Annotated in this window: 16 protein-coding genes and 1 tRNA gene; 11 read left to right on the plus strand and 6 right to left on the minus strand. The window is 42.7% G+C overall.

Annotated elements, in window-relative coordinates; genetic code table 11:
- Window positions 1–8: 8 nt before the first annotated feature.
- From tssH to R7P69_RS04200, 7 genes are all read left to right on the plus strand, one after another.
- Window positions 9–2576, plus strand: coding sequence for a type VI secretion system ATPase TssH (tssH, locus tag R7P69_RS04170; protein ID WP_238952602.1), 2568 nt, complete (start codon window positions 9–11; stop codon window positions 2574–2576).
- A gap of 208 nt (window positions 2577–2784) precedes the next feature.
- Window positions 2785–3264 carry an Hcp family type VI secretion system effector gene (locus R7P69_RS04175; RefSeq protein ID WP_005375967.1) on the plus strand — a complete coding sequence of 160 codons (480 nt, stop codon included), beginning with the start codon at window positions 2785–2787 and terminating at the stop codon, window positions 3262–3264.
- A gap of 49 nt (window positions 3265–3313) precedes the next feature.
- The gene (gene tssI / locus R7P69_RS04180) at window positions 3314–5149 is read left to right on the plus strand and encodes a type VI secretion system tip protein TssI/VgrG (RefSeq protein WP_238952603.1); all 1836 of its coding nucleotides are present in this window, start codon (window positions 3314–3316) and stop codon (window positions 5147–5149) included.
- 11 nt (window positions 5150–5160) lie between these two features.
- The gene (locus R7P69_RS04185) at window positions 5161–5451 is read left to right on the plus strand and encodes a PAAR domain-containing protein (RefSeq protein WP_005375969.1); all 291 of its coding nucleotides are present in this window, start codon (window positions 5161–5163) and stop codon (window positions 5449–5451) included.
- Window positions 5452–6291 (plus strand): hypothetical protein, encoded by an 840-nt coding sequence (locus R7P69_RS04190; protein WP_025767716.1) that lies wholly within the window; start codon window positions 5452–5454, stop codon window positions 6289–6291.
- A 361-nt stretch (window positions 6292–6652) separates the two neighbouring features.
- Window positions 6653–7786, plus strand: a complete 1134-nt coding sequence (locus R7P69_RS04195; protein ID WP_215810399.1) for an exonuclease SbcCD subunit D — start codon at window positions 6653–6655, stop codon at window positions 7784–7786.
- 9 nt (window positions 7787–7795) lie between these two features.
- Entirely contained in the window at window positions 7796–10852 is a 3057-nt protein-coding gene (locus R7P69_RS04200) for an AAA family ATPase (RefSeq protein WP_238952604.1), read from the plus strand.
- 58 nt (window positions 10853–10910) lie between these two features.
- Here the strand turns inward: R7P69_RS04200 and R7P69_RS04205 are convergent, their stop codons facing one another.
- The gene (locus R7P69_RS04205) at window positions 10911–11291 is read right to left on the minus strand and encodes a cystatin domain-containing protein (RefSeq protein WP_005387498.1); all 381 of its coding nucleotides are present in this window, start codon (window positions 11289–11291) and stop codon (window positions 10911–10913) included.
- Between the two features lie 307 nt (window positions 11292–11598).
- Here R7P69_RS04205 and R7P69_RS04210 point away from each other — a divergent pair, with 307 nt between their 5' ends.
- Window positions 11599–12132 carry a lipocalin family protein gene (locus R7P69_RS04210; protein ID WP_017820207.1) on the plus strand — a complete coding sequence of 178 codons (534 nt, stop codon included), beginning with the start codon at window positions 11599–11601 and terminating at the stop codon, window positions 12130–12132.
- A 207-nt stretch (window positions 12133–12339) separates the two neighbouring features.
- Here the strand turns inward: R7P69_RS04210 and R7P69_RS04215 are convergent, their stop codons facing one another.
- The 5 genes from R7P69_RS04215 to R7P69_RS04235 all read right to left on the minus strand — a co-directional run bounded on the left by R7P69_RS04215 (window position 12340) and on the right by R7P69_RS04235 (window position 17132).
- Window positions 12340–13335, minus strand: coding sequence for a succinylglutamate desuccinylase/aspartoacylase family protein (locus R7P69_RS04215; RefSeq protein ID WP_054574303.1), 996 nt, complete (start codon window positions 13333–13335; stop codon window positions 12340–12342).
- A 110-nt stretch (window positions 13336–13445) separates the two neighbouring features.
- Window positions 13446–14978 carry a putative basic amino acid antiporter YfcC gene (yfcC, locus tag R7P69_RS04220; RefSeq protein ID WP_080996659.1) on the minus strand — a complete coding sequence of 511 codons (1533 nt, stop codon included), beginning with the start codon at window positions 14976–14978 and terminating at the stop codon, window positions 13446–13448.
- A gap of 212 nt (window positions 14979–15190) precedes the next feature.
- Window positions 15191–15511, minus strand: coding sequence for a c-type cytochrome (locus R7P69_RS04225; protein WP_104976059.1), 321 nt, complete (start codon window positions 15509–15511; stop codon window positions 15191–15193).
- A 78-nt stretch (window positions 15512–15589) separates the two neighbouring features.
- Window positions 15590–16594, minus strand: a complete 1005-nt coding sequence (ltaE, locus tag R7P69_RS04230) for a low-specificity L-threonine aldolase (RefSeq protein ID WP_170890076.1) — start codon at window positions 16592–16594, stop codon at window positions 15590–15592.
- Window positions 16595–16616: 22 nt separating this feature from the next.
- The gene (locus R7P69_RS04235; RefSeq protein ID WP_017820203.1) at window positions 16617–17132 is read right to left on the minus strand and encodes an NUDIX hydrolase; all 516 of its coding nucleotides are present in this window, start codon (window positions 17130–17132) and stop codon (window positions 16617–16619) included.
- Between the two features lie 269 nt (window positions 17133–17401).
- Here R7P69_RS04235 and R7P69_RS04240 point away from each other — a divergent pair, with 269 nt between their 5' ends.
- The 3 genes from R7P69_RS04240 to R7P69_RS04250 all read left to right on the plus strand — a co-directional run bounded on the left by R7P69_RS04240 (window position 17402) and on the right by R7P69_RS04250 (window position 20804).
- The gene (locus tag R7P69_RS04240) at window positions 17402–19063 is read left to right on the plus strand and encodes an ATPase RavA domain-containing protein (protein WP_053303672.1); all 1662 of its coding nucleotides are present in this window, start codon (window positions 17402–17404) and stop codon (window positions 19061–19063) included.
- A 9-nt stretch (window positions 19064–19072) separates the two neighbouring features.
- Complete coding sequence (gene viaA / locus R7P69_RS04245) at window positions 19073–20527, plus strand: ATPase RavA stimulator ViaA (RefSeq protein WP_005375981.1); 1455 nt, start codon at window positions 19073–19075, stop codon at window positions 20525–20527.
- 203 nt (window positions 20528–20730) lie between these two features.
- Window positions 20731–20804, plus strand: a tRNA-Cys gene (locus R7P69_RS04250).

Here is a 20804-nt window from a genome sequence, read left to right on the forward strand (position 1 = left end):
GAAATGTAATGGCTTCACTCTCACTTTCAGCGTTGGTCGAAAGATTGTCTCCTCAGGCTAAGGAAACACTTGAACAGGCAGCTGCGATGGCAAGCTCCCGAACTCATCACAGTATTGAAATGTCTCACTGGTTAATGATGATTATCCGCCATCCTGACGATATTTACTCTGAAGTTTTTGACGAATTTGATGTCGATAAAATCAAGGTTGAAACCGATATTCAAAAGGCATTAGAAAAATACAAAACAGGATGCCAGTCGGTGCCTGGGCTATCAGCTCATACGGTGACTGTTATGCAAAATGCCTTGTTGTCTGCAACCATTGAATTCAATCAAGAACAGTTGGGGTGCATCCATCTTTTATTTGCCTACTTGTCTGATGATACGTTAGTCAACATGGCTGGTTCGATTAGTCCTGAACTAAACAAGATAGAACCATCTCGCTTATTGAACTTTAAAGAAAGTAATGCGCCTCAATCAAGATCGAATGACTTAGCGCAGTCAAACGCGAATTCCGCCTTGAATCAATTTACAACAGACCTTACTGAGCAAGCTAGGGAAGGTAAAATAGATCCGGTGATAGGTAGAGATAATGAAATTCGCCTAATGATCGATATTTTATTAAGACGCCGACAAAACAACCCGATTCTTACGGGAGAAGCTGGTGTTGGAAAAACAGCCGTTGTTGAAGGTTTGGCGCAAAAGATCATTGATGGCGATGTACCTCCCGCTCTGCAAAATGTGGCAATTAAGTCTCTGGATTTGGCGTTACTGCAAGCCGGCGCAGGCATGAAAGGTGAGTTTGAAAACAGGCTTAAGAACCTTGTTAAGGAAGTAAACGACGCTCCACAGCCTATTATATTGTTCATTGATGAAGCTCATGGCCTAATTGGCGGTGGTGGGCAAGCGGGCCAAGGTGATGCGGCGAATATTCTGAAGCCAGCATTAGCGAGAGGTGAACTCAGAACGATCGCAGCAACAACGTGGGCAGAGTATAAAAAGTATTTTGAAAAAGATGCAGCTTTAACTAGGCGTTTTCAAGTCGTAAAGGTTGATGAGCCTGCCCCTGAACTCGCGATCGAAATGTTACGAGGCTTACTTGATGTAATGGCACAACACCACGATGTTCATATCACTAACCAAGCTCTCAATGCAGCGGTCCAACTCTCAGCTCGATACATTAATGGTCGTCAACTGCCAGATAAAGCGGTTTCTGTTTTGGATACGGCCTGCTCTCGAGTTGCGTTAAGTCAGTCATCTACACCGGGAGGCCTAGATGCGAAAAGAAATAAACTTAAAGCAAAGCAAGCTGAGTATGAGCATCTTAGCCAAGAGAATCGGCTAGGAGCATCTCTTGATGTGCAGCTGCAAAGTGTCCGAAAAGAGATTGATGCGCTATCTAATGACATTATTGAATTAGAAGTACTTTGGGAAAAAGAAAAAGAATGGGTAAGTGAAGCTAAGTCACTTAGAACCCAAATAATCCAGGAGGGTTCTGAGACTGCGAGAGACAAGTTACAAGAGCTTGAAAATAACCTCTCCGCTAACTCACAGCCCTTAGTTTTTTCGCATGTAAATGAAGCGCTAATCGCAGAAGTTATTTCGGATTGGACCGGTATACCGCTGGGTAAACTTCAGGATGATGAAATCCAAGCAGTATTGGGTTTGAAAGAAAGTTTGTGTAAGCGAGTTGTCGGGCAGGATCACGCTTTAGAGCTCATGTCTGAAGTGATAAAAACCGCGAGTGCGCAGCTCACGGATGAGACACGACCAAATGGTGTATTTCTCCTGACCGGACCAAGCGGAGTGGGTAAAACCGAATCGGCTTTGGCGATTGCAGAGAAAGTGTATGGTAGTGAAGAAAATGTCACGACTATCAATATGTCGGAATTTAAGGAAGAGCATAAAGTCTCATTGCTATTAGGTTCTCCTCCTGGTTATGTCGGTTATGGAGAAGGAGGTGTACTGACTGAAGCTGTTAGACGTAAACCTTATAGTGTAATTCTCCTCGATGAAATGGAAAAAGCGCACCCTGGTGTTCAAGATATTTTTTATCAGGTGTTTGATAAAGGCTCAATTAAAGACGGTGAAGGTCGAGATATAGACTTTAAAAACACTATTATTATTATGACCGCGAACACCGGGACCGAAACGACGATGTCTTTGTATTCTGATCCTGATTTATCTCCTGAGCCGTCAGCACTAAAAGATGCTTTACGCGATGATTTGTTGGTCGACTTTAAACCTGCATTTTTAGGGCGTGTGAACGTATTACCTTATTTGCCTCTATCAAGAAAAGTATTGATAGAAATAACAAAATTAAAGTTGGATAAAATTACGACTCGTATTCGTAAGCACTATAACGCTGACCTGTTTTTTGATGAGGAACTAATTAATGATATTGTAGACAATAGCAATGAGTTTGGCAGTGGTGCGCGTGTGGTACAAACAACCATAGAAAATACATTGCTTCCGAAGATTTCTCATGAAATATTGCATGCAATTCTTAATGATAAGACGTTTGATGAAATTATTGTTAAAGGTACAACTAATGGACTTGATGTCTCAATAGTTTAACATCCTTTACACTCTCAATAATAATTGGGAGTTGGTTCATATTAACTATTATTTTTTATAAAAAACGCTTAAATTAAATCTTATTTAAAGATATAACAGGGCGTATTTAAAATGAAGTTTTTGATACATTAATCACTAATTATCACCAAACGTCAGATAATTAAATTACTACGATATATGTCAATTAATAATGCTATAGGAGATTAGCATGCAGTCTAATACGTATCTTAAATACGCAGATATTAAGGGTGAGGCAACAGCCGAGCAATACAAAGATTTGATTACACTACTATCTGTAGATTGGAGTGTAGGTCGTGAGATCTCATCATACACTGGTACAGCGATGGACCGTGAAGCGAGCGCTACTCGTCTATATGATTTGACTATCACTAAACTTCAAGACCGTTCTTCTCCTGACTTATTTAAAGAAGCGACGATTGGTAAAGGTAAACCAGCGGTTTTCCATATTACTAAGCAGGGTGAGAAGGTTGAAGAGATCATGAAGATCGAACTGACTGATGCGATGATTTCTAACTACTCAGTTTCTATCCAAGACGATCGTCCAGTTGAAACTATCACAATTTCTTACACAGAAATGATGATGACAGTGACTCCTACTGACGATAAGAACAACACTTCTGCTCCATTGGTATACGGCTACAGCGGTGTTAAAGGTCAACAAATGTAATTTTCATGCGGGGGAGTATTCCTCCGCATTTTTTTGAAAGAAGTATTTAATGAAAAGAGCAACTCAAGATAACAATTTCATCCGAATTTCTTCCCCATTCGGTAAAGATGCCATCATACTAAACTCGTTTGAGTATAAAGAAGAGATCTCAGAACTTTTTTCATTGCGTGCTAAAGCTTACTTTAATGATCAACGAAGTGAGTTAAACGAAATTATTGGTAAGGAAGTTACCATTACCCTTGAAAATAATGAGGATGTTTCTTCAAATCCTCGTTATATGCATGGTTACGTTTCTGCTGCAAGATTAGAAGGGAAAAGGGTTTCTAATACACATAAAGGCGAAAATTATAAAAACATAGAATTATTAATAGAGCCTAAATTACGTTTCGCTGAATATCGAAAAAATTGCAGAATATTTCAGCATAAAGATATAAAGGAAATTATCTCTGAAGTACTATCGGAGCATAGTGTTGCCTTTAGTTTTGAGCTAACCAAGTCCTATCCTAAATACACGTACAAAGTACAATATGAAGAATCAGATCTTGAATTTGTTCGACGTCTGTTATCGGAAGAGGGGCTATCATTTTGTTTTACACATACTAAGTCTGCCCATACGCTCAATATTTTTGATGACATCAGTTTTTATAAGCCGGGTACTGAGTTTTTAGTCGATTTTGATACAGGTACGGCGAAATCTAGCCACATTTCTTCTTGGCATGAAACGCAAATTCTGACTACTAAAGCGAGTCAAAAGTCAGGCTATAACATGCTCAAGCCTTCTTCGAATCCTAAAAATACTGCAAAGGGTGAAAGTGATTTTTTTACAGTGCCTGAAAGCGAGTATTTTGAATACATGGGTGAAATGGAGAGCAATGATCAATACGCACTGAGAAACACGCATGCAATAGAAGCACTACAGCAAAATGCATATTTGTGTCGTGGCGAGGCTACGTGCAGAACATTCAGCGTAGGCAAGTGCTTCAAGTTTAAAAAACATGAAGATAAATCTCGAGTTGGCAAAGAATATGTACTGTCTTCTGTTTTTTTGTCTGCTGCTGTTTATAACCAGACTGGTCAAGGTGGCACCGGTGCGCAAGGTGTCAAAGTCTCGTTTAGTTGTGTTGACTCAAAGACAATCCTTCGTCCTTCAGTTAACTATCCGAAACCTCAGATGAAAGGTTTGCAAACTGCAATAGTTACGGGGAACAAAGATGGTGAAATTTACATAGACAAACATGGCCGTATCAAAGTTCAGTTTCACTGGGACCGTGTTGGTAAATACGATGTAAATAGTTCATGTTGGATTCGTGTTGCGCAAAATATCGCAGGTAACGGATGGGGGGCGGTGTTTCACCCTAGAGTCGGACAAGAGGTCATCGTCGAGTTTGTCAACGGAGACCCTGATCAACCAATCGTTACGGGGTCACTATATAACGGTAGTCAACTCCCTCCTTACGCTTTACCAGAGCAAAGTTCTCAGAGTGGTTATAAATCACGCTCTGTACAAAAAGGTACATCCAATTTTAATGAGTTGCGCTTCGATGATAAGCCTGGTGAAGAGCACATTTATCTTCATGCTGAAAAACTGTTCCAAATGCTAGTTGAAGACTGTGTTGATATCGCCGTTGAAAACAGTAAAACCGAAAAAGTGACCAATGATGTTAATCAAGAGGTTGGTCAGAACGCGAGCTTGAAAGTAGGTAAAAACTTTTCGAATGAAACGGGTGAAGTGCTGTCTTTTAATGCAGGAAAGAGCGTCGAGATCAAAGTAGGTGGTGCTTCTATTCAGATGTCTAGCTCTGGAGAAATCAATATCAAAGGTAATAAAATATCCATTAACGGCTCAGCTATTGCTCTTAAAGCTGGGCAAATTTCATTGAACTAAGGTGATTTAAAGTGGGTAAACCAGCCGCAATTTTGGGCAGCTTTCATCTTTGCCCTAAAAAAACAGGAAAGATACCGCATGTCGGTGGTCCCGTCGTTGTTGGCTCACCAAACGTAACGATTGGCGGGATACCTGCGGCAAGACAAGGCGACAAGCTTATTTGTATCGGTCCTCCGGATAGTATCTCAGCAGGTTCTTCTAGCGTAACAATCAACGGTAAACCAGCCGCGAGAGTCGGCGATTCAACGTCTCATGGTGGCAAAATTCTATCTGGTATGCCTACGGTTTTAATCGGAGGCTAGATGCCACTCGCATTTCAAACGCATCTTCTATCTTTTAATGGCCGTTCACACACCGTTCGCGAGATAGCTGATGATTCTTTTAGATTGTCCGAGGAAATCCGACCCCCTGACTTTGCTCAATCAATAGATGAGCATATATTAAGCCTCGTGCGCTCTGAGCGCGAGAGTCTTGAGCAAGCTGATATCAAGGGGAATCTCTGTGTTCTTTTACCATCTTCGGTGGACAAAAGTTTGCTTAAAGCATTGATAAGCGAGCTTTCTATTTTCGTTGACCAAACTGTCAATACTGAAATTTACTTTTATCCTTATGGCCAAGCTGCATTTTTGATGGCACTAAATCGGATAAATCGTGAAGTTAATGAAACGCAAGCGACTTGGATACTGGCTATAGAGGTTACGAGTGATGTAGAAGGGCATGTCAAACCTCAAAGCTCTATCATTTTAACCAAGTGTTTTTTTCGACATTCAGGTCTTGTGCCTGATGTTGTTCGAATTGATTTAGATGCCAAACAACAACGCATCGCCGTGGACAAGGTGTTTAAGCAATTAGGAGTAAGTTGTGAACATCCACTCAGTCAATTGTATTTATCCGTTAATAAGGAAGAACCGCAATGGTTAAACTCAATGCAATTCTTGTCTCCGTGGGTGACCGATCAAACTCAGTATCAATTTGTTGATATCAAACTTGGCGGATTGGGTGCATGTGGCGGCGTTTTAAAAGCGTTAGTGATTGATGAGCTTCAAAGAAGCAGCCCCTGCCCAGACTTTCACGTGTTGCAAGCGGACATCGAGTCAGATGGCTATGCGGTAGGAGTAATATACAATTGGCGCAGTGAATAGGTCTGGCTATTGCTTTTCCTTCTAGTAGTAGCTGAGGTTTTAGTGATGCAAATGTTATGGGGGATTGACTCGAAACTGGCCCTTTAATGATGTTTGGACAATGACTAGGCGCAGCTTGCTTTTCAAAATAGCTTTGCTCACCGCGTTTTTACAGTGTTCTTCTCGCTTTCTGATTAAATAGCCAGCCATAGAACACAAACCACATGAAAAGCTGTTCGACTCAAGATATCCTTACCGAAATAAAATAACTTGAGTTTTGGCTTGTTCGAGATCCCACCCGTGACGCATTCCTTTTTATAAACGGTACATGGACTCTGACAGAAGCAAGCCTACTCATAGAATTGGCGGAAAGTGAATTCGAATGAAGTTTATCCACACCTCAGATTGGCATCTTGGTCGACAATTCCACAACGTATCACTACTCGAAGATCAACAAGCAGTACTCGAACAACTGATTAACTATATTGAACACAATCCCGTCGATGCGGTTGTAGTGGCGGGAGATATTTATGACCGTTCGGTGCCACCAACGGTTGCAATAGAACTGTTAAATCGAGTCGTGAAACGCATTTGTACCGAGTTAGAAACACCAATGATATTGATATCTGGCAACCATGATGGTGCAGAAAGGTTAGGTTTCGGCTCAGAGCAAATGAAAAATGCAGGTCTCCATATTGTTAGCAACTTTGAAGAGATGCTCACTCCCATCATCATAAAAACGGACTCTGCGGATGAGGTCGCGTTTTATGGTATGCCTTATAACGACCCTGAACAGGTTAGGTTTGCCTACAAAGCCTCGGTATCCACTCATGATGAGGCTCATCGATTGCTTGTTGAGCAAATTAAAGAGCGCTTTATCTCTAAGCAAAAGCGCGTGCTCGTGAGCCACTGTTTTGTTGATGGGGCCATCGAGTCAGACTCTGAACGACCATTATCTATTGGTGGCTCAGATCGCGTGAGTCATGAACACTTCTTAGATTTTGACTACGTCGCACTTGGTCATTTGCATCAGCCTCAAAAGAAAGGCGCAGAGCATATCCGTTACTCTGGCTCTCTCATGAAGTATAGCTTTGGTGAACAGAACCAGAGAAAAGGTTTCACGTTAGTTGAACTGGACAAGAAAGGATTCGTTTCTGCAAAGCATATTGATCTTACGGCTCCTCATGAAATGCGTATTGTAGAGGGCGAGCTGGATAAAGTTATTGAGCAAGGGAAAACAGACCCCAAGAATGAAGATTATTTGTTAGTTCGTTTGATGGATAAACATGCGATTTTAAACCCAATGGAAAAACTTCGTTCAGTGTATCCAAACGTTTTACACCTTGAGAAACCTGGTATGTTAATTGGGGTAGAGCAGGAAATGGCGCAAGCAAAGTTGGCGCGAAGCGAAATTGATATGTTCCGAGATTTTTTTATTGAGGCGCAAGATGGCCAGTTGTCTAAAGAGCAAGAGCAAGCTGTTACTGACATTATTAAGCAATTATCACAGCAATAGGGACCAAAGATGAAACCAATTAAACTAACCATGCAAGCCTTTGGTCCGTTTGCAAAAACTGAAATCATTGATTTTGAGAAGCTTGGCAGTAACCCTCTATTTTTGATTAATGGTCCTACAGGTTCCGGTAAAACGTCGATCTTAGATGCCATTTGCTTCGCCCTTTATGGTGAAACCACAGGTAATGAGCGACAAGGTATTCAGATGCGGTGTGACTTATCCGCGCAAGATTTACCAACCGAAGTAGTTCTCGAATTTTCGTTACACGGCAAACAATACCGAGTTGTTCGATCCCCTGAGCAGGAAGCGCCAAAGGCCCGTGGTGAAGGGATGACGATTAAAAAGCACACTGCGGCTCTTTATGAACTCGGTGAGACTGAAACGCTTATCACCAGCAAGACGACTCAGGTTAAAACTGAAGTTAGCAATATTATTGGCTTGAATGAAACTCAATTTCGTCAAGTTATGGTGTTGCCTCAAGGAAAATTCCGAGAACTGTTGCTTGCTAGTTCTAAAGAGCGTGAAGAAATTTTTGGCCAGCTCTTTCAAACTGACATATATAAAAAAATTGAGTACGCGCTCAAAGATAAAGCGAGTGCAATTAGTAAAGCGAAAGGCGAATTTGATAATCAAATTCGAGGTGCTTTACAAGTTGCAGAAGCGAGTTCTGAACAAGAACTATTACAACAACTGGAACAAGTAACTAAGCAATTAGAGTCTGATAAAAAGAATGAGCAAGCAGCGTTAGATAAGCTCAATACTGCTAAATCTGAATTGCAAAAAGCGGAAACCTTGAATGGAGAGTTTTCGAAACGAGAGCAAGCAGAAAGCGCACTCAAGCTGCATCTAGAACACTCAGATTCGATAAAAGCTCGTCAACAGCAATTAGAAAACGCTAAGAATGCCAATAAGATAGAGTTGCCCTACGTCTCATTACAAAATGCAAAAGCTCAAACGCAAGAGCTTAGGCAAAAAATCGTAGCTTTGAAAGAGAGTCTCGAAAAAGCTCATGTCGTTGCGAGAGAACAAGAAAACTTGCAGCAAAGTGCAAAAGAGGCCGCGGCAAAGGTCCCGCAGTTAACGCAACTGCAGTATCAGCTTGAAAGTATGAAAAACAAGTTGGTCGAGAAAGACAATTTGGAAAGTAAAATAACGGCGGGTTATCAACAAAAACAACAATTTGAAGCAACGTTAAAACAGTACATAGAACTAAAAGATAAGTTAACGTTACAGGCCCAGCAGGGACAGAAGGAGCTAGAGAAAGCACGAGTTGATGTTGCGCTTATTGGCAGCATCGATGCGGAAATAAAACAAAAACAACGGCTGTTACAGGATCTACAAAAGCTGCATGATCTTACTTTAGAGCTCTCTAAACTCAATGCGCTAACTGTAGGCAAGCAGCAGTCACTACACGAAGCCAGTCAGCGCTATATGCAGCGTCAACAAGCCGCTGATACGATAGAGCTTAAGTGGCACAACGCTCAAGCGGCAGTATTAGCGCAGCGACTAAAAGCAGGTGAAGCATGCCCGGTGTGTGGTAGCGAAACGCATCCTAACCCCGCAACGTTTGTTGAAGAAGCCGTTACAAAAGAGCAAGTTCAGGCGGCTAGAGCGAAAGAGCGAGAAGCTCAAACCTTGTTGAACCAACTAAGCAATCAGCTAGAACAACATAACGTTGTCATTAGTCAGTATCAGAATCAGTGTAACCAGTTGAAAGAGGAGTTGGGTGAGTATGCTACATCTGAGATCTCGACGGTTCAAAATGATTTGCAAGCGATCAATGCTCAACTCCTACGTCTACAAGCTATTGATATTGAAAAGCTAGAAAAGAACGTTGAACAGCTTAATCAACGCTGCGTCGTGGGTGAAAATAAAATTCATGAGCTGCTGAATCAAATGGCGGCAAATGAATCAACCGTTAAAGCGAACCAAGAACAATTGGCTCAATTACAAGCTTCTATTGACCCAAAATACAGTTCCGCTGACTTACTTGAACGTGAAATTTTGCTGACAAACGAGCAAATTCTGAGTTTGAACACAGGCTTAGAAAAGGCGCAAAACGCTTTGCAGCAAGCGATATTGGAGAAATCAAATGCGGAAAGTCACTTAGCGACGAACAAGCAGTGGTTATCTGAGTCAGAGCAAAAACTTAGCCAAGCAGAATTAGCGTGGAATGAGGCACTACAGGCGAGTAAATTTGAAGATGAAAGCCATTATCTAAGTAGTCGAGTGGGAGATGATGAACTTCAAGCCTGGCAGCAAGAAATAGACAGCTTCAAACAGGCACAAACCAAGCTTGAGCAAACACTACATGATTTAAATCATGCATTGAAAGATCTTGAAAGGCCTAATTTAGAGTCGTTTAACGACAGGTTAACCACTCTGCAGGCGCAATATATTGAAGTAAGGAATCAACTTGATACCACACGCTCAATATTTGAACGTCTTGAAAAGGTTCGTAAAGATATTGCCGTGTTGCATGAGAAAAATAGTAAGTTAGAAGAAGAATACAAAGTCTTTGGTACGTTGTACGACGTTGCTAGTGGTAAAACAGGCAGCAGGGTTAGCCTACATCGCTTTGTTCTTGGTGTACTGTTGGATGATGTGCTGATTCAGGCCTCTCAACGTTTAAGCCTTATGAGTAAAGGGCGCTATATTCTTGCTCGAAAAACAGAGGGCTTCAAAGGTGCTGCGGGTCGCGGCTTAGATTTAATGGTTGAAGATGGCTACACAGGAAAAACGCGTGATGTTGCGACACTTTCCGGCGGTGAATCATTTATGGCAGCGCTTGCTCTGGCACTTGGTTTGTCGGATGTTGTGCAATCCTATAGTGGCGGTATTCGTTTAGACACTTTATTTATTGATGAGGGCTTCGGTAGTTTAGACCCAGAGTCTTTAGATCTTGCTATTCAAACGCTAGTGGACCTGCAACAGACTGGGCGCATGATCGGTGTTATTTCTCACGTTTCTGAGTTGAAAGAACAAATGGCGCAGAGGATTGATGTAGAACCATCAAGACTTGGTTCAACGGTGTCGATTAAATCTCAATGTCGCTTCGCTGTCTAATTCAGTGACTACTGTTAGATCAAAAAGCCCCTAATGTTGGGGCTTTCTGACTAAGTCGCTACTGTTCGCAAAAGTGGCCTTCTTTTGGCGATTGGGTAATCGCATATTCGCCATCGAGGTTGCGATAAACAATCGTGTTCCAAACAGAGCCATCATCCAATTCAAACTCAATAGCATAGTTGACGCCACTAACGATTTGCGCGTGAACATTCAGTATTTGTTTAAACGACGCTATTGTGTCCATTTTCTTTAAAACAAAGGCCATTGCCTTTTGTGCATCAGGGGTCGCGTTAAACTCATTCCACCCACCTGGCATGTTTCCTTGTGCATTACATACATCTGCCGAGGTCGTTAATTGTGTCGTTTCGCTCGGCTTTTCCTGCTGACAACCTGCAAGTAACACCAAAAGTGCACAAACTGACACTGTTTTTAATTTCATAACAATAACCTCTGTCTATAACGCAACGTATTATAGGAGGGTGATATGCCTACGAATGTCTATGTTGTGCAAAGTTTCTATATGCATAGGGTTAAATGCTGACAAAATGTACAAGCATGGCCAGCTTGTAAGTCAAAAATAGAGCAATCTTGTTATCGATTTGCTGAGATGACGAGGTTTCGGTGTTCAGCGCGCTATTGATGATGAAGAATTGTGATGTGTACCTATTAGGGCGATGGTGCGGCTTAGTGATCGATTTGTTATCTTCTAGAGTAAAATCAATCACTAATTAAAATTTAGGTGTTGTATGAAATCGATAAAAATATTTTTACTTTTGTCACTTGCAACTTTATTTGGTTGTACCTCGAAGCCGGATGGGGTGGAACCCGTCAATAATTTCGATTTAGAGCCATATCTAGGTAAGTGGTACGAAATTGCACGCCTAGACCATTCATTTGAGCGAGGCTTATCCAACGTTACCGCTGAGTATCAGGTTCGCGAGGATGGTGGGGTTAAGGTGATAAACCGTGGATATTCCGAAGAAGAGCGACAGTGGTCAGAAGCTGAAGGTAAAGCTTATTTTGTTGAAGATAAAACGGTTGGACACTTAAAGGTTTCCTTTTTTGGGCCAATATACTCTTCTTACATTGTTTTTGAGCTAGGTGAAAACTATGACTATGCGTTTGTTTCCGGTTACAACCACGACTATTTGTGGCTATTGTCTAGAACGCCTAACGTTGATGAGAAAGTAGTGGAGCGCTTTAAGTACGTAGCTAAAGAGAAAGGTTTCGCTATCGACGAGCTCATTTTTGTTGAACAAGAGAAACAAAGACAGCTTTAAGTTCATCAGCGTGGCTGAAAAAGCGGACAGAGGGGAAGCTTCCTAATTAAGAGCTCAGTTTGTCATTTCGCTTAACAGTAATTTGTTACGGCGTAACTTAATGTGGTCAAAATGGATATAGCCCCATCATTTGTGATTACTCGTGATGGGGCTTATATAAATTTGAGTGAGCGTCGAAAGGTTGATCTATCAACAAACGGTTATGGTTTACTTAATCAAACGAACGATCAGGGAACCTGGTGCTCGAATAGATTCAACATTGTGGCTAAGTACTGTGCCGCTTGTTGGGGCGGTGTAGCGTTTAATCTCAGCGCCAAAGCTGTCGTATTGAATCGCAAGAAGTTGGCCTTGCTCGACAAAATTCATCAAACTGACATGAGGCAGTACAAAGCCGCCGTGTGTCGCTTTCACACTGACGATTTCGTTTCCTTCCAAGCATGACGTAATAGGGTCCATATCACCTTCAACAATGTTATGCTTTTTCAGCACATTAAAAATGCCTGTTACAGTTCGACTGATGAGCTCTTGCTCGGTGTATCGCCCCATACCTACTTCAACTGTAATGCTTGGGACACCATGGTTATTCCAAACCGTTTCAAGGACGCCAGCATCTCCAGGATCATTTAAAATCGCATCAGGATTAATGAGACGAGCCATTTCTAATGATTGCTCGATTCGGAAATCTGCAAACACGTAAAGTGGATAGGCCGCACCACTGGTTTGAGTGTGAAGGTCAATGGCTAAATCAGCATTTGGCTTGAGCAAATCATTCCACAATGCATATAAGTAACGTTGGGCCTCATTGCCGTTTTGGTCACCAGGAAAAAAGCGGTTTAAGTTTGCAGGAGACGCATCAGGGTCTGCGGAATAGAAATCGCGGCTGTGGTTTAGCATACCTGGCATGTTAATGGTTGGAACAATAGTGACAGTACCAGCGACTTCAGTGCCGATGAGCTCTCGAGCAGTTTTCTGCGCTGCTAACACACCATTGTACTCATCACCATGAACCCCTGCGGTAATCATGATCTTCTTGCCAGGTTTTTCACCTTTGAACACTAGCACAGGTAGGTGTTGCCACTGAGAGAGAGCATTTGTTGCGATGCGAAACCAAAACTTATGCTCGCCCGAATTTAGGTCTGCTACATTGAGAGATTGAATCACTTGATGACCTTGAATCACGTCATCGAGAAATTGTGTTGCCATTAAAGTTACCACTCCAAAACCATAAGCTAATCTAAAACCTTAGCGTCGTCATACCATGAATATTAATAAGGCGAGAACATGTCTCGCCTTAATTACCAATTGGTTTCGTTTTACGCAAAACCCATAATATGAGCTGCGATAACGACGATACTTGATAGGGTAAAGAGTAATAGAATAAATCGCCAGCAGAATTTTGCCCAGTCACCCCAGTCGATACGGCAGACACCAAGCGTTGCCATGAGAGATGCCGAAGTAGGGACGATAACGTTAGTAAAGCCATCGCCAAGTTGGAATGACAAAACTGCCACTTGGCGTGTAACGCCTGCAATGTCTGCCAGAGGGGCCAGTAGAGGCATCGTTAGTGCCGCTTGTCCTGAGCCTGAAGTGACAAAGAAGTTGAAGATAGATTGGAATACATACATTAACCATGCTGCAGCTACGTCAGGAAGCCCACTGATCACGCCGCCAGCACTGTTTAGAATTGAGTTCAGTACACTCGCTTCATCAGTTGTACCACCACCAAGGATCAACAATACCCCTTTTGCACAACCCACTAATAGGGCAGGTGCAAGCATAATAGCTGCACCTTCTTTAAATGCATCAGCTGCGCGGTTTAGCGTCATACCGTTTAGGCGGAAAATCGTACCGATGATCGCGACAACAAAGCCCATAGTGAAAAATTGAGAAGCGATTTCTGGGATGTACCATGCGTTAGCGACTACGCCCCAAACGACCCACACCGTGGTCGCAATAACCGTAAGGATAACGAGTGTGTCACCTAGGTTCCAACGAGAATCTTGATTGCCAAGCTCTTGCTGACGGAAATACTGGTCTGTGCGATGGCTGTAAGAAAGTTTAGGATTTGACTTCACACGAGCGGCGTAGATCATTGTGAAAGCGATACCGATTAACGTAAAGCCAGCCCATAACCCCATGCGTACTGTCATGCCGGATAAAACAGGTACACCCGCAATGCCTTGCGCAATAGCTACGGAAAAAGGGTTCATCCAAGAAGTAGCGAAGCCAATTTGAGTCGCAACATAGGTAACCATTACCGTAGTGATACCATCATAACCAAGGCGAACCATAAGCGGCGCGATAATAATCGCAAACGCTACGGCTTCTTCACCCATACCAAATACCGCACCGCCTAGCGAGAACAGCAAAAATAGCACTGGAATGAATAGCGCTTCGTTACCTTTGGTCTTATCGATAAGGCGCAGGATACCGTTATCGATTGTGCCTGTGCGCATTACAACGCCGAAAGCACCGCCGATAACCAACATGAACATAATCACGCCGATTGCGCTGCCCCATTTAGAGCCAGAAACTAGCCCTTCGAAAGGGAAGTTCATCAGACCAATGCCACCACCAGAAGCAAACAGGCCAACCTTGTTGTAAACCAGTTCACCGTTTTCGTCGGTTGCATAAGAGAAAGAAGAAGGATCGATAACTGTGCGAGTTTTTTCTGCACCGTCGACCATGTAGGTCACCTGTTGGCTATCAAAATGACCAGCAGGAATTAAGTAGGTAAGAATCGCAGCAAGAATACCAACAATGAAGATCAAAATGAGGGTATCTGGCATCTGCCACGACTTAGGGGTAGCAACCGAGTCTGCTGGTTGCGCATGTGTGTGAGACATAACTTACTTCACGTCAAATTCAATAAAGCATGAAATATCGATAAAATAGAATAAAAAGTCAATATTAATGCTTGTGTTGAACTATAAATTCATCAAATATTTGAAGTGAAGTTAATTTGATTGTTTTGTGGTCAAATGTTGGGTTAATGTTTCAGTATGCGTTGAGTTTGGATGATTCACGAGCTTTCATAGTACATCTACAGGTGATCTAATCACTTGATTTCTGTCTGTTCTGCATAAAAAGCAGCGACATCACGAAGGTCTTCATCATTTAACATTTTTAACTGTGCTGCCATCATTTCTGCAAGTGGCCCTTTACGCTCACCGGCTTGATAAGATTTCATTGCATTGTAAAGGTACTGAGCATTTTGACCAGCAAGGCTTGGATAGGTGTTGTTCGTTGCGATGCCTGTAACACCGTGACAATAGACACAGCTAGGTGATTTGATTTTACCTTTATCAGCATCACCAAACGGCTCGGCATGGATAGCGGAAGAGAAAATAAAAGAGATTAGAAGTATAAATCTGAGCATGGAGGTTATCTATTCGCTAAAAATCATGCCGATACAATAAAGCTTCCCCTTAGGGGAAGCTCAATGATCAAAATCAAATTAAAGTAGAGATTTTATACTTGATAAGAAAGTGTCGATGTCTTTCGCTGAAATATCTTTATGAGTTACAAAACGAATTGGATTTCCAGGGGTTATCGTGATGTTTTGTTCCTTTAGTTTCGCAGCGATACTTACTATGTCCACTTGAGGATCAAGCTTCGCGAACACGATGTTCGTTTGAACAAATTCAGGGTTGACTGAAAAACCAGGCAGTTCTGCTAAACCTTCCGCTAAGGTTTTTGCGTTGGTGTGATCTTGTTTTAGCTGTTCCACTTGTTCGGTAAGGGCAAGTTTGCCTGCTGCGGCAAGAATACCCGCTTGACGCATACCACCGCCGACCATCTTTCTTAAGCGACGTGCTTTTGCGATGTAGTCTTTGCTACCAAGTAGTAGCGAGCCAACAGGGGCAGCCAGACCTTTCGACAGACAGATCGTCATTGAATCAAAGTACTGACCGATCTCTTTTACCGGAACATCAAGTGCAACGGCTGCGTTAAAAACGCGAGCGCCATCTAGATGCATCTGCAAGTTATGTTTATTCACGAAGTCACGTGCTTCTGCTAAGTAAGACAGAGGTAGTACTTTACCATTAATTGTGTTTTCTAAGCTGAGAAGCTTAGTGCGAGCAAAGTGACAATCATCTGGTTTAATCGCAGCAGCCAGTTTATCAAATGGTAGCGTGCCATCTGGGTTATTTTCGACTGGTTGAGGTTGAATTGATCCCAAAACCGCCGCGCCACCAGCTTCGTATTTGTAGTTATGTGCTTGTTGCCCACATAGATATTCATCTCCCCGCTCGCAATGCGCCATTAAACCGAGCAGATTGGCTTGAGTGCCTGAAGTGGTAAACAAAGCTGCTTCGAAACCAGCAAGCTGCGCAGCAAATTTTTCAAGCTCATTGACCGTAGGGTCATCACCATAAACATCATCCCCAACGGGGGCCTTAAACATGGCTTCTCGCATGGCTTGGGTGGGCTGTGTAACGGTATCTGATCGAAAATCCATGAATGTCTCCTTGGTCAAAGTCCTAAATATATCCGCAAAGGCGCGCTTTGCTTAAGCAAGCGATCGTTTTGGCATCGGTGATCGTGCCATCGACAATCTTTTCTTCGAGTTGCTTGATTGACAAGGTGACGACCTCAATCACTTCGTCTTCATCGCACTCGTAACGGTTTGTTTTGTTGAGCTTTTCGGCAACAAATAGATACTGTATCTCATCACAAAATCCGGCAAGAGGGGTGACTTGGCCGAGAGACGTGAATTTCTCTGCACTAAACCCAGTTTCTTCCTCTAACTCTCTTTTGGCGCAGCAGAGTGGCTCTTCGTTGCCTTCCCTGGTACCAGCAGGAAGTTCCAATAGCCATTTATTAAGTGAAGGCCGAAATTGGTGGACAAGGACAATCTCACCCTCCGCTGTAATAGGGAGAATCACTGCAGCGCCCGGATGATGGATTGTGGTGTGCGTAATTGCCTGTCCTGTAGGAAGCATAACGTCTTCTTCAATCAGAGAAATTTGCTTCCATTTATGAATTATCTTGCTCATGCAGTTATGAACCCTAGCTGTTACCGCATTTTTGACGTTTTTCGACATTAACCACAAATGGTGGGAAACAAAAGCAAAAAATACTGCAACACGACGAAAGCGTTTGCACTTTAAGTGAGCAATATCTCATAAATGGAAACTTTGATTGCTTCGTCAAGATGGGGAAAAGCATCTGCTATAAGGGGAATTCGACAAAATACATTTGTAACAAAGTTATAACAAGTGTATAAAAATGTTAACGCAATACCACTTCAGTAGCCGGAGAACGTATGACACAAACCTTATTTGCCTCAAATGCCGAAAAAGCGCTTCTCTCAGAACGCATCAATAAATTGGCGAAAGCGTTAACGGATGGCGTTTATGAGCGTGAACATACGATCAAGCTCTGCCTTCTTGCTGCACTTGCTGGTGAAAGTGTTTTTCTTTTAGGCCCCCCTGGTATTGCAAAAAGCTTAATTGCCAAACGACTCATCCAAGCGTTCGATAACAGCAGTTACTTCGAATACCTGATGACGCGCTTCTCAACCCCTGAAGAGGTGTTTGGGCCACTGAGTATCCAAGAGCTAAAAGACAACGGCCGTTATGTTCGCTTAACTAAAGGGTATTTGCCAACTGCACAAGTCGTATTTTTGGATGAAATCTGGAAGGCGGGGCCTGCAATTCTTAACACATTGCTGACAGTGGTTAATGAGAAAACATTCAAAAATGGCAGCGATATCGAGCGTGTGCCAATGCGCTTGTTGGTATCGGCTTCCAATGAATTACCCGATGAAGATAGTGGATTGGATGCGCTCTACGACCGCATGTTGGTGCGTGTGTTTGTGAATCGAATTCAGAATAAACAAAACTTTAAGTCGATGTTGACTGTGGGCACATCGCAAGAGGCACAAGTACCAGAAGGCCTAGCGATAACTGATGAAGAATATCATCAATGGCAACAACAGCTCGACAAATTGACGTTAACCGACAATGCATTCGAAAAGCTTTTCCAGCTTAAAACGATGTTAGAAAGCAAAGTTGAAGCTCAGTTTGGTGATGTGGCCAATACCGATATGTATGTCTCTGACCGCCGCTGGAAGAAAGCCGTGAAGTTGTTAAAAGCGAGCGCGTTTTTTAATGGTCGCGATGAAATAAATCCGCTTGACCTTTTACTGCTGCAAGATTGTTTATGGAACAGTCCTGAATCGCGAGATGTGGTACGTGAAGTGGTTCAAGAGTTCGCCTTAAAACATGCATTTGATCAACAAGACGCGGAGCAGGAAATCGAGTACTGCCGTGAGTCTTTGGTTGATGTCCAACATGAACTAGAAGATGCCTACCGCATGACGTTAACGTCTGAAGCGGCCACGGGTATTTTGCGTAAAGAAACCATGCGCTTTGATACCTCTAAAGCCAAGATGTACAAAGTTGGCGCAGCCGTTAACTTAGTTAAATTGGTTGTCTTGCAAAGCAACATGTCGGTTTCAGAATCAGAAAAAGGTGATAGCCGCTGGGTTTATGTACCCAAAGATGAGTTAGATCGAGTCATTAAAGAGGGAAGCGGTGATGTGTATGGTTACGTCAATCAAAACACCAACATGTGCCGTTTACGATTTGATGTTGACGCGGCGAATAACCTAGTTATCCGTGATATCGCGAACCGAGGCATTCTGGTTAGCCTAGTGACTCAAGAGGGCTTGGATGTAGAGCTTTACCAAAAGTGGTTAACGCAGAGCGAAAAAGCCGTAAATCAGCTTAGTGAGGCAGAACACCATATGCGCAAGGTGAAAGCGAACTTTCATGATGCGCTTCCGCATAGCTTTGTTGATCCTGAACTACCCCGCCTAATGGAGTCGAGTCTGCAACAGGTTAGTCAGAGACTTGAATCAATCCAAGCAGAAAGTGAAAAAGTTATCCAACGCTTTAAAAACTTACATCAGTTTTTCTCATAAGGAGACGACATGCTAGGTGCAGACGGACTTAACCTCGCGCTGATGGTGGCCGACTCTGGCATCATCGATAGCGCAGTTAATGATTTGATGGCGCGTTCACAAGTCATGATGATGGCAGAAAACCGAGGTGTTAAATCTTCGGTCAAAGGTCACTTGTTAAAGTGGCGAGGCAGCGTCAAAAAACGGATCACCAAGGTATGTGAGACAGAGCGTTTCCAACAAGAGCTGTCTTTATATCAAGAGGTTATTCATTGGGATGAAGAGGCGTTTTTTGAAAACATCGAAGATGTGATTAAAAAGCTGGAATGGCACTCTGCGTTTTACATGCAAGCTCGCCGAATGATGGAAAAGAACAAAGGGATGAATAACCCTATGTTCCCTCATTACTTTTGTGATCAATGGTACAAAAGCCTCACCGATGCTATAAAACAAGCGCAAGTAAGCGAGCTTGAAGCCAATAAAGAAAAGGTGCTGAATGACCTGTATCAACGTATGGAAACCATGCGTAATATGGATAAAGTCACGGAGTCGGGTGACGCTGAAAGTGTAGGGCGCCTGTGGGATATGGCATCTGCCAAGTTGAGTAAAACAGACTTAACGGTGATGAAACGCCATGCTGAGTTTCTGAAGAAGCACCAAGGCTTGCAAGAAATTGCGGAGCAACTCGGTCGTATGGCGGGGCAAGTAAATGATCCTGAACTAAATCGTGCGCCCACTGAAGAACTTCAATTGGTCGAAGAGAAAAGTGATGAGGCGACGGATGATATTGTCGGTATTCACGAAAGCGATGATCTAAATAAGCTACTTCCCAACGAAACGATGTTTTTGGCGTATCCTGAACTTGAAGTTGTGTTCTATAAACACTTAGTTGATAAACGGCTCATGAACTATCGTACACAAGGCAAATCGCGCACGTTACGTAAAGTTAAAGCTCACCGACCTGACCATAAAGCGGTAGATATCGAAAAAGGCCCCTTCATTGTTTGTGTGGACGCGTCCGGTTCCATGAGTGGCTTTCCTGAGCAATGCGCCAAAGCCATGGCTTATGCTCTGATGCAAATCGCACTAGCGGAGCAACGTGATTGCTATGTCATTATTTTTTCTACGGAACACATTACCTACGAACTAACCAAACAAGATGGTCTGCGCGAGGCGGCGGACTTTCTAACTTATAGCTTCCATGGTGGTACAGACTTAGAGCCAACTTTGATTAAATCTATCGACTTGATGAGCGGTGATAAATATAAAAACGCAGACATGGTAGTCATTTCCGACTTTATCGCGCCAAAACAACAAGACGAGTTACTGGCCAAAGTGGATGCGCTCAAAGCGAAGAAAAACCGTTTTCACGCGATTAGCTTATCGAAATACGGAAATCCTGCATTAATGTCGATGTTTGATCACACTTGGTCTTATCACCCTAATGTTGTGGGAAGATTGCTAAAAAGGGTCAGCAACTATTAAACGCCTTAATGTTTCATGGGACAAAACGAACTGAAAGCTAGATTTATATTGCTTCGTTTTAAGCCAATAAGATCGAACTTTGGTCGAATTGACTTAAAAGAAATCAAACGAACAGAAAATGAAATATTTTTGTTTGACTATCTTCTCTCAATCCGTAAAGTAGCCACCAACGCAACGGGGTAGAGCCCTGAAGCGTAATAAAAGGCGCCTTGGCAGAGTGGCTATGCAGCGGATTGCAAATCCGTGGACCTCGGTTCGACTCCGGGAGGCGCCTCCA

The organism is Vibrio sp. 661 (assembly GCF_033339315.1).
In the GTDB taxonomy this organism is placed as follows: Bacteria; Pseudomonadota; Gammaproteobacteria; order Enterobacterales; family Vibrionaceae; genus Vibrio; species Vibrio alginolyticus.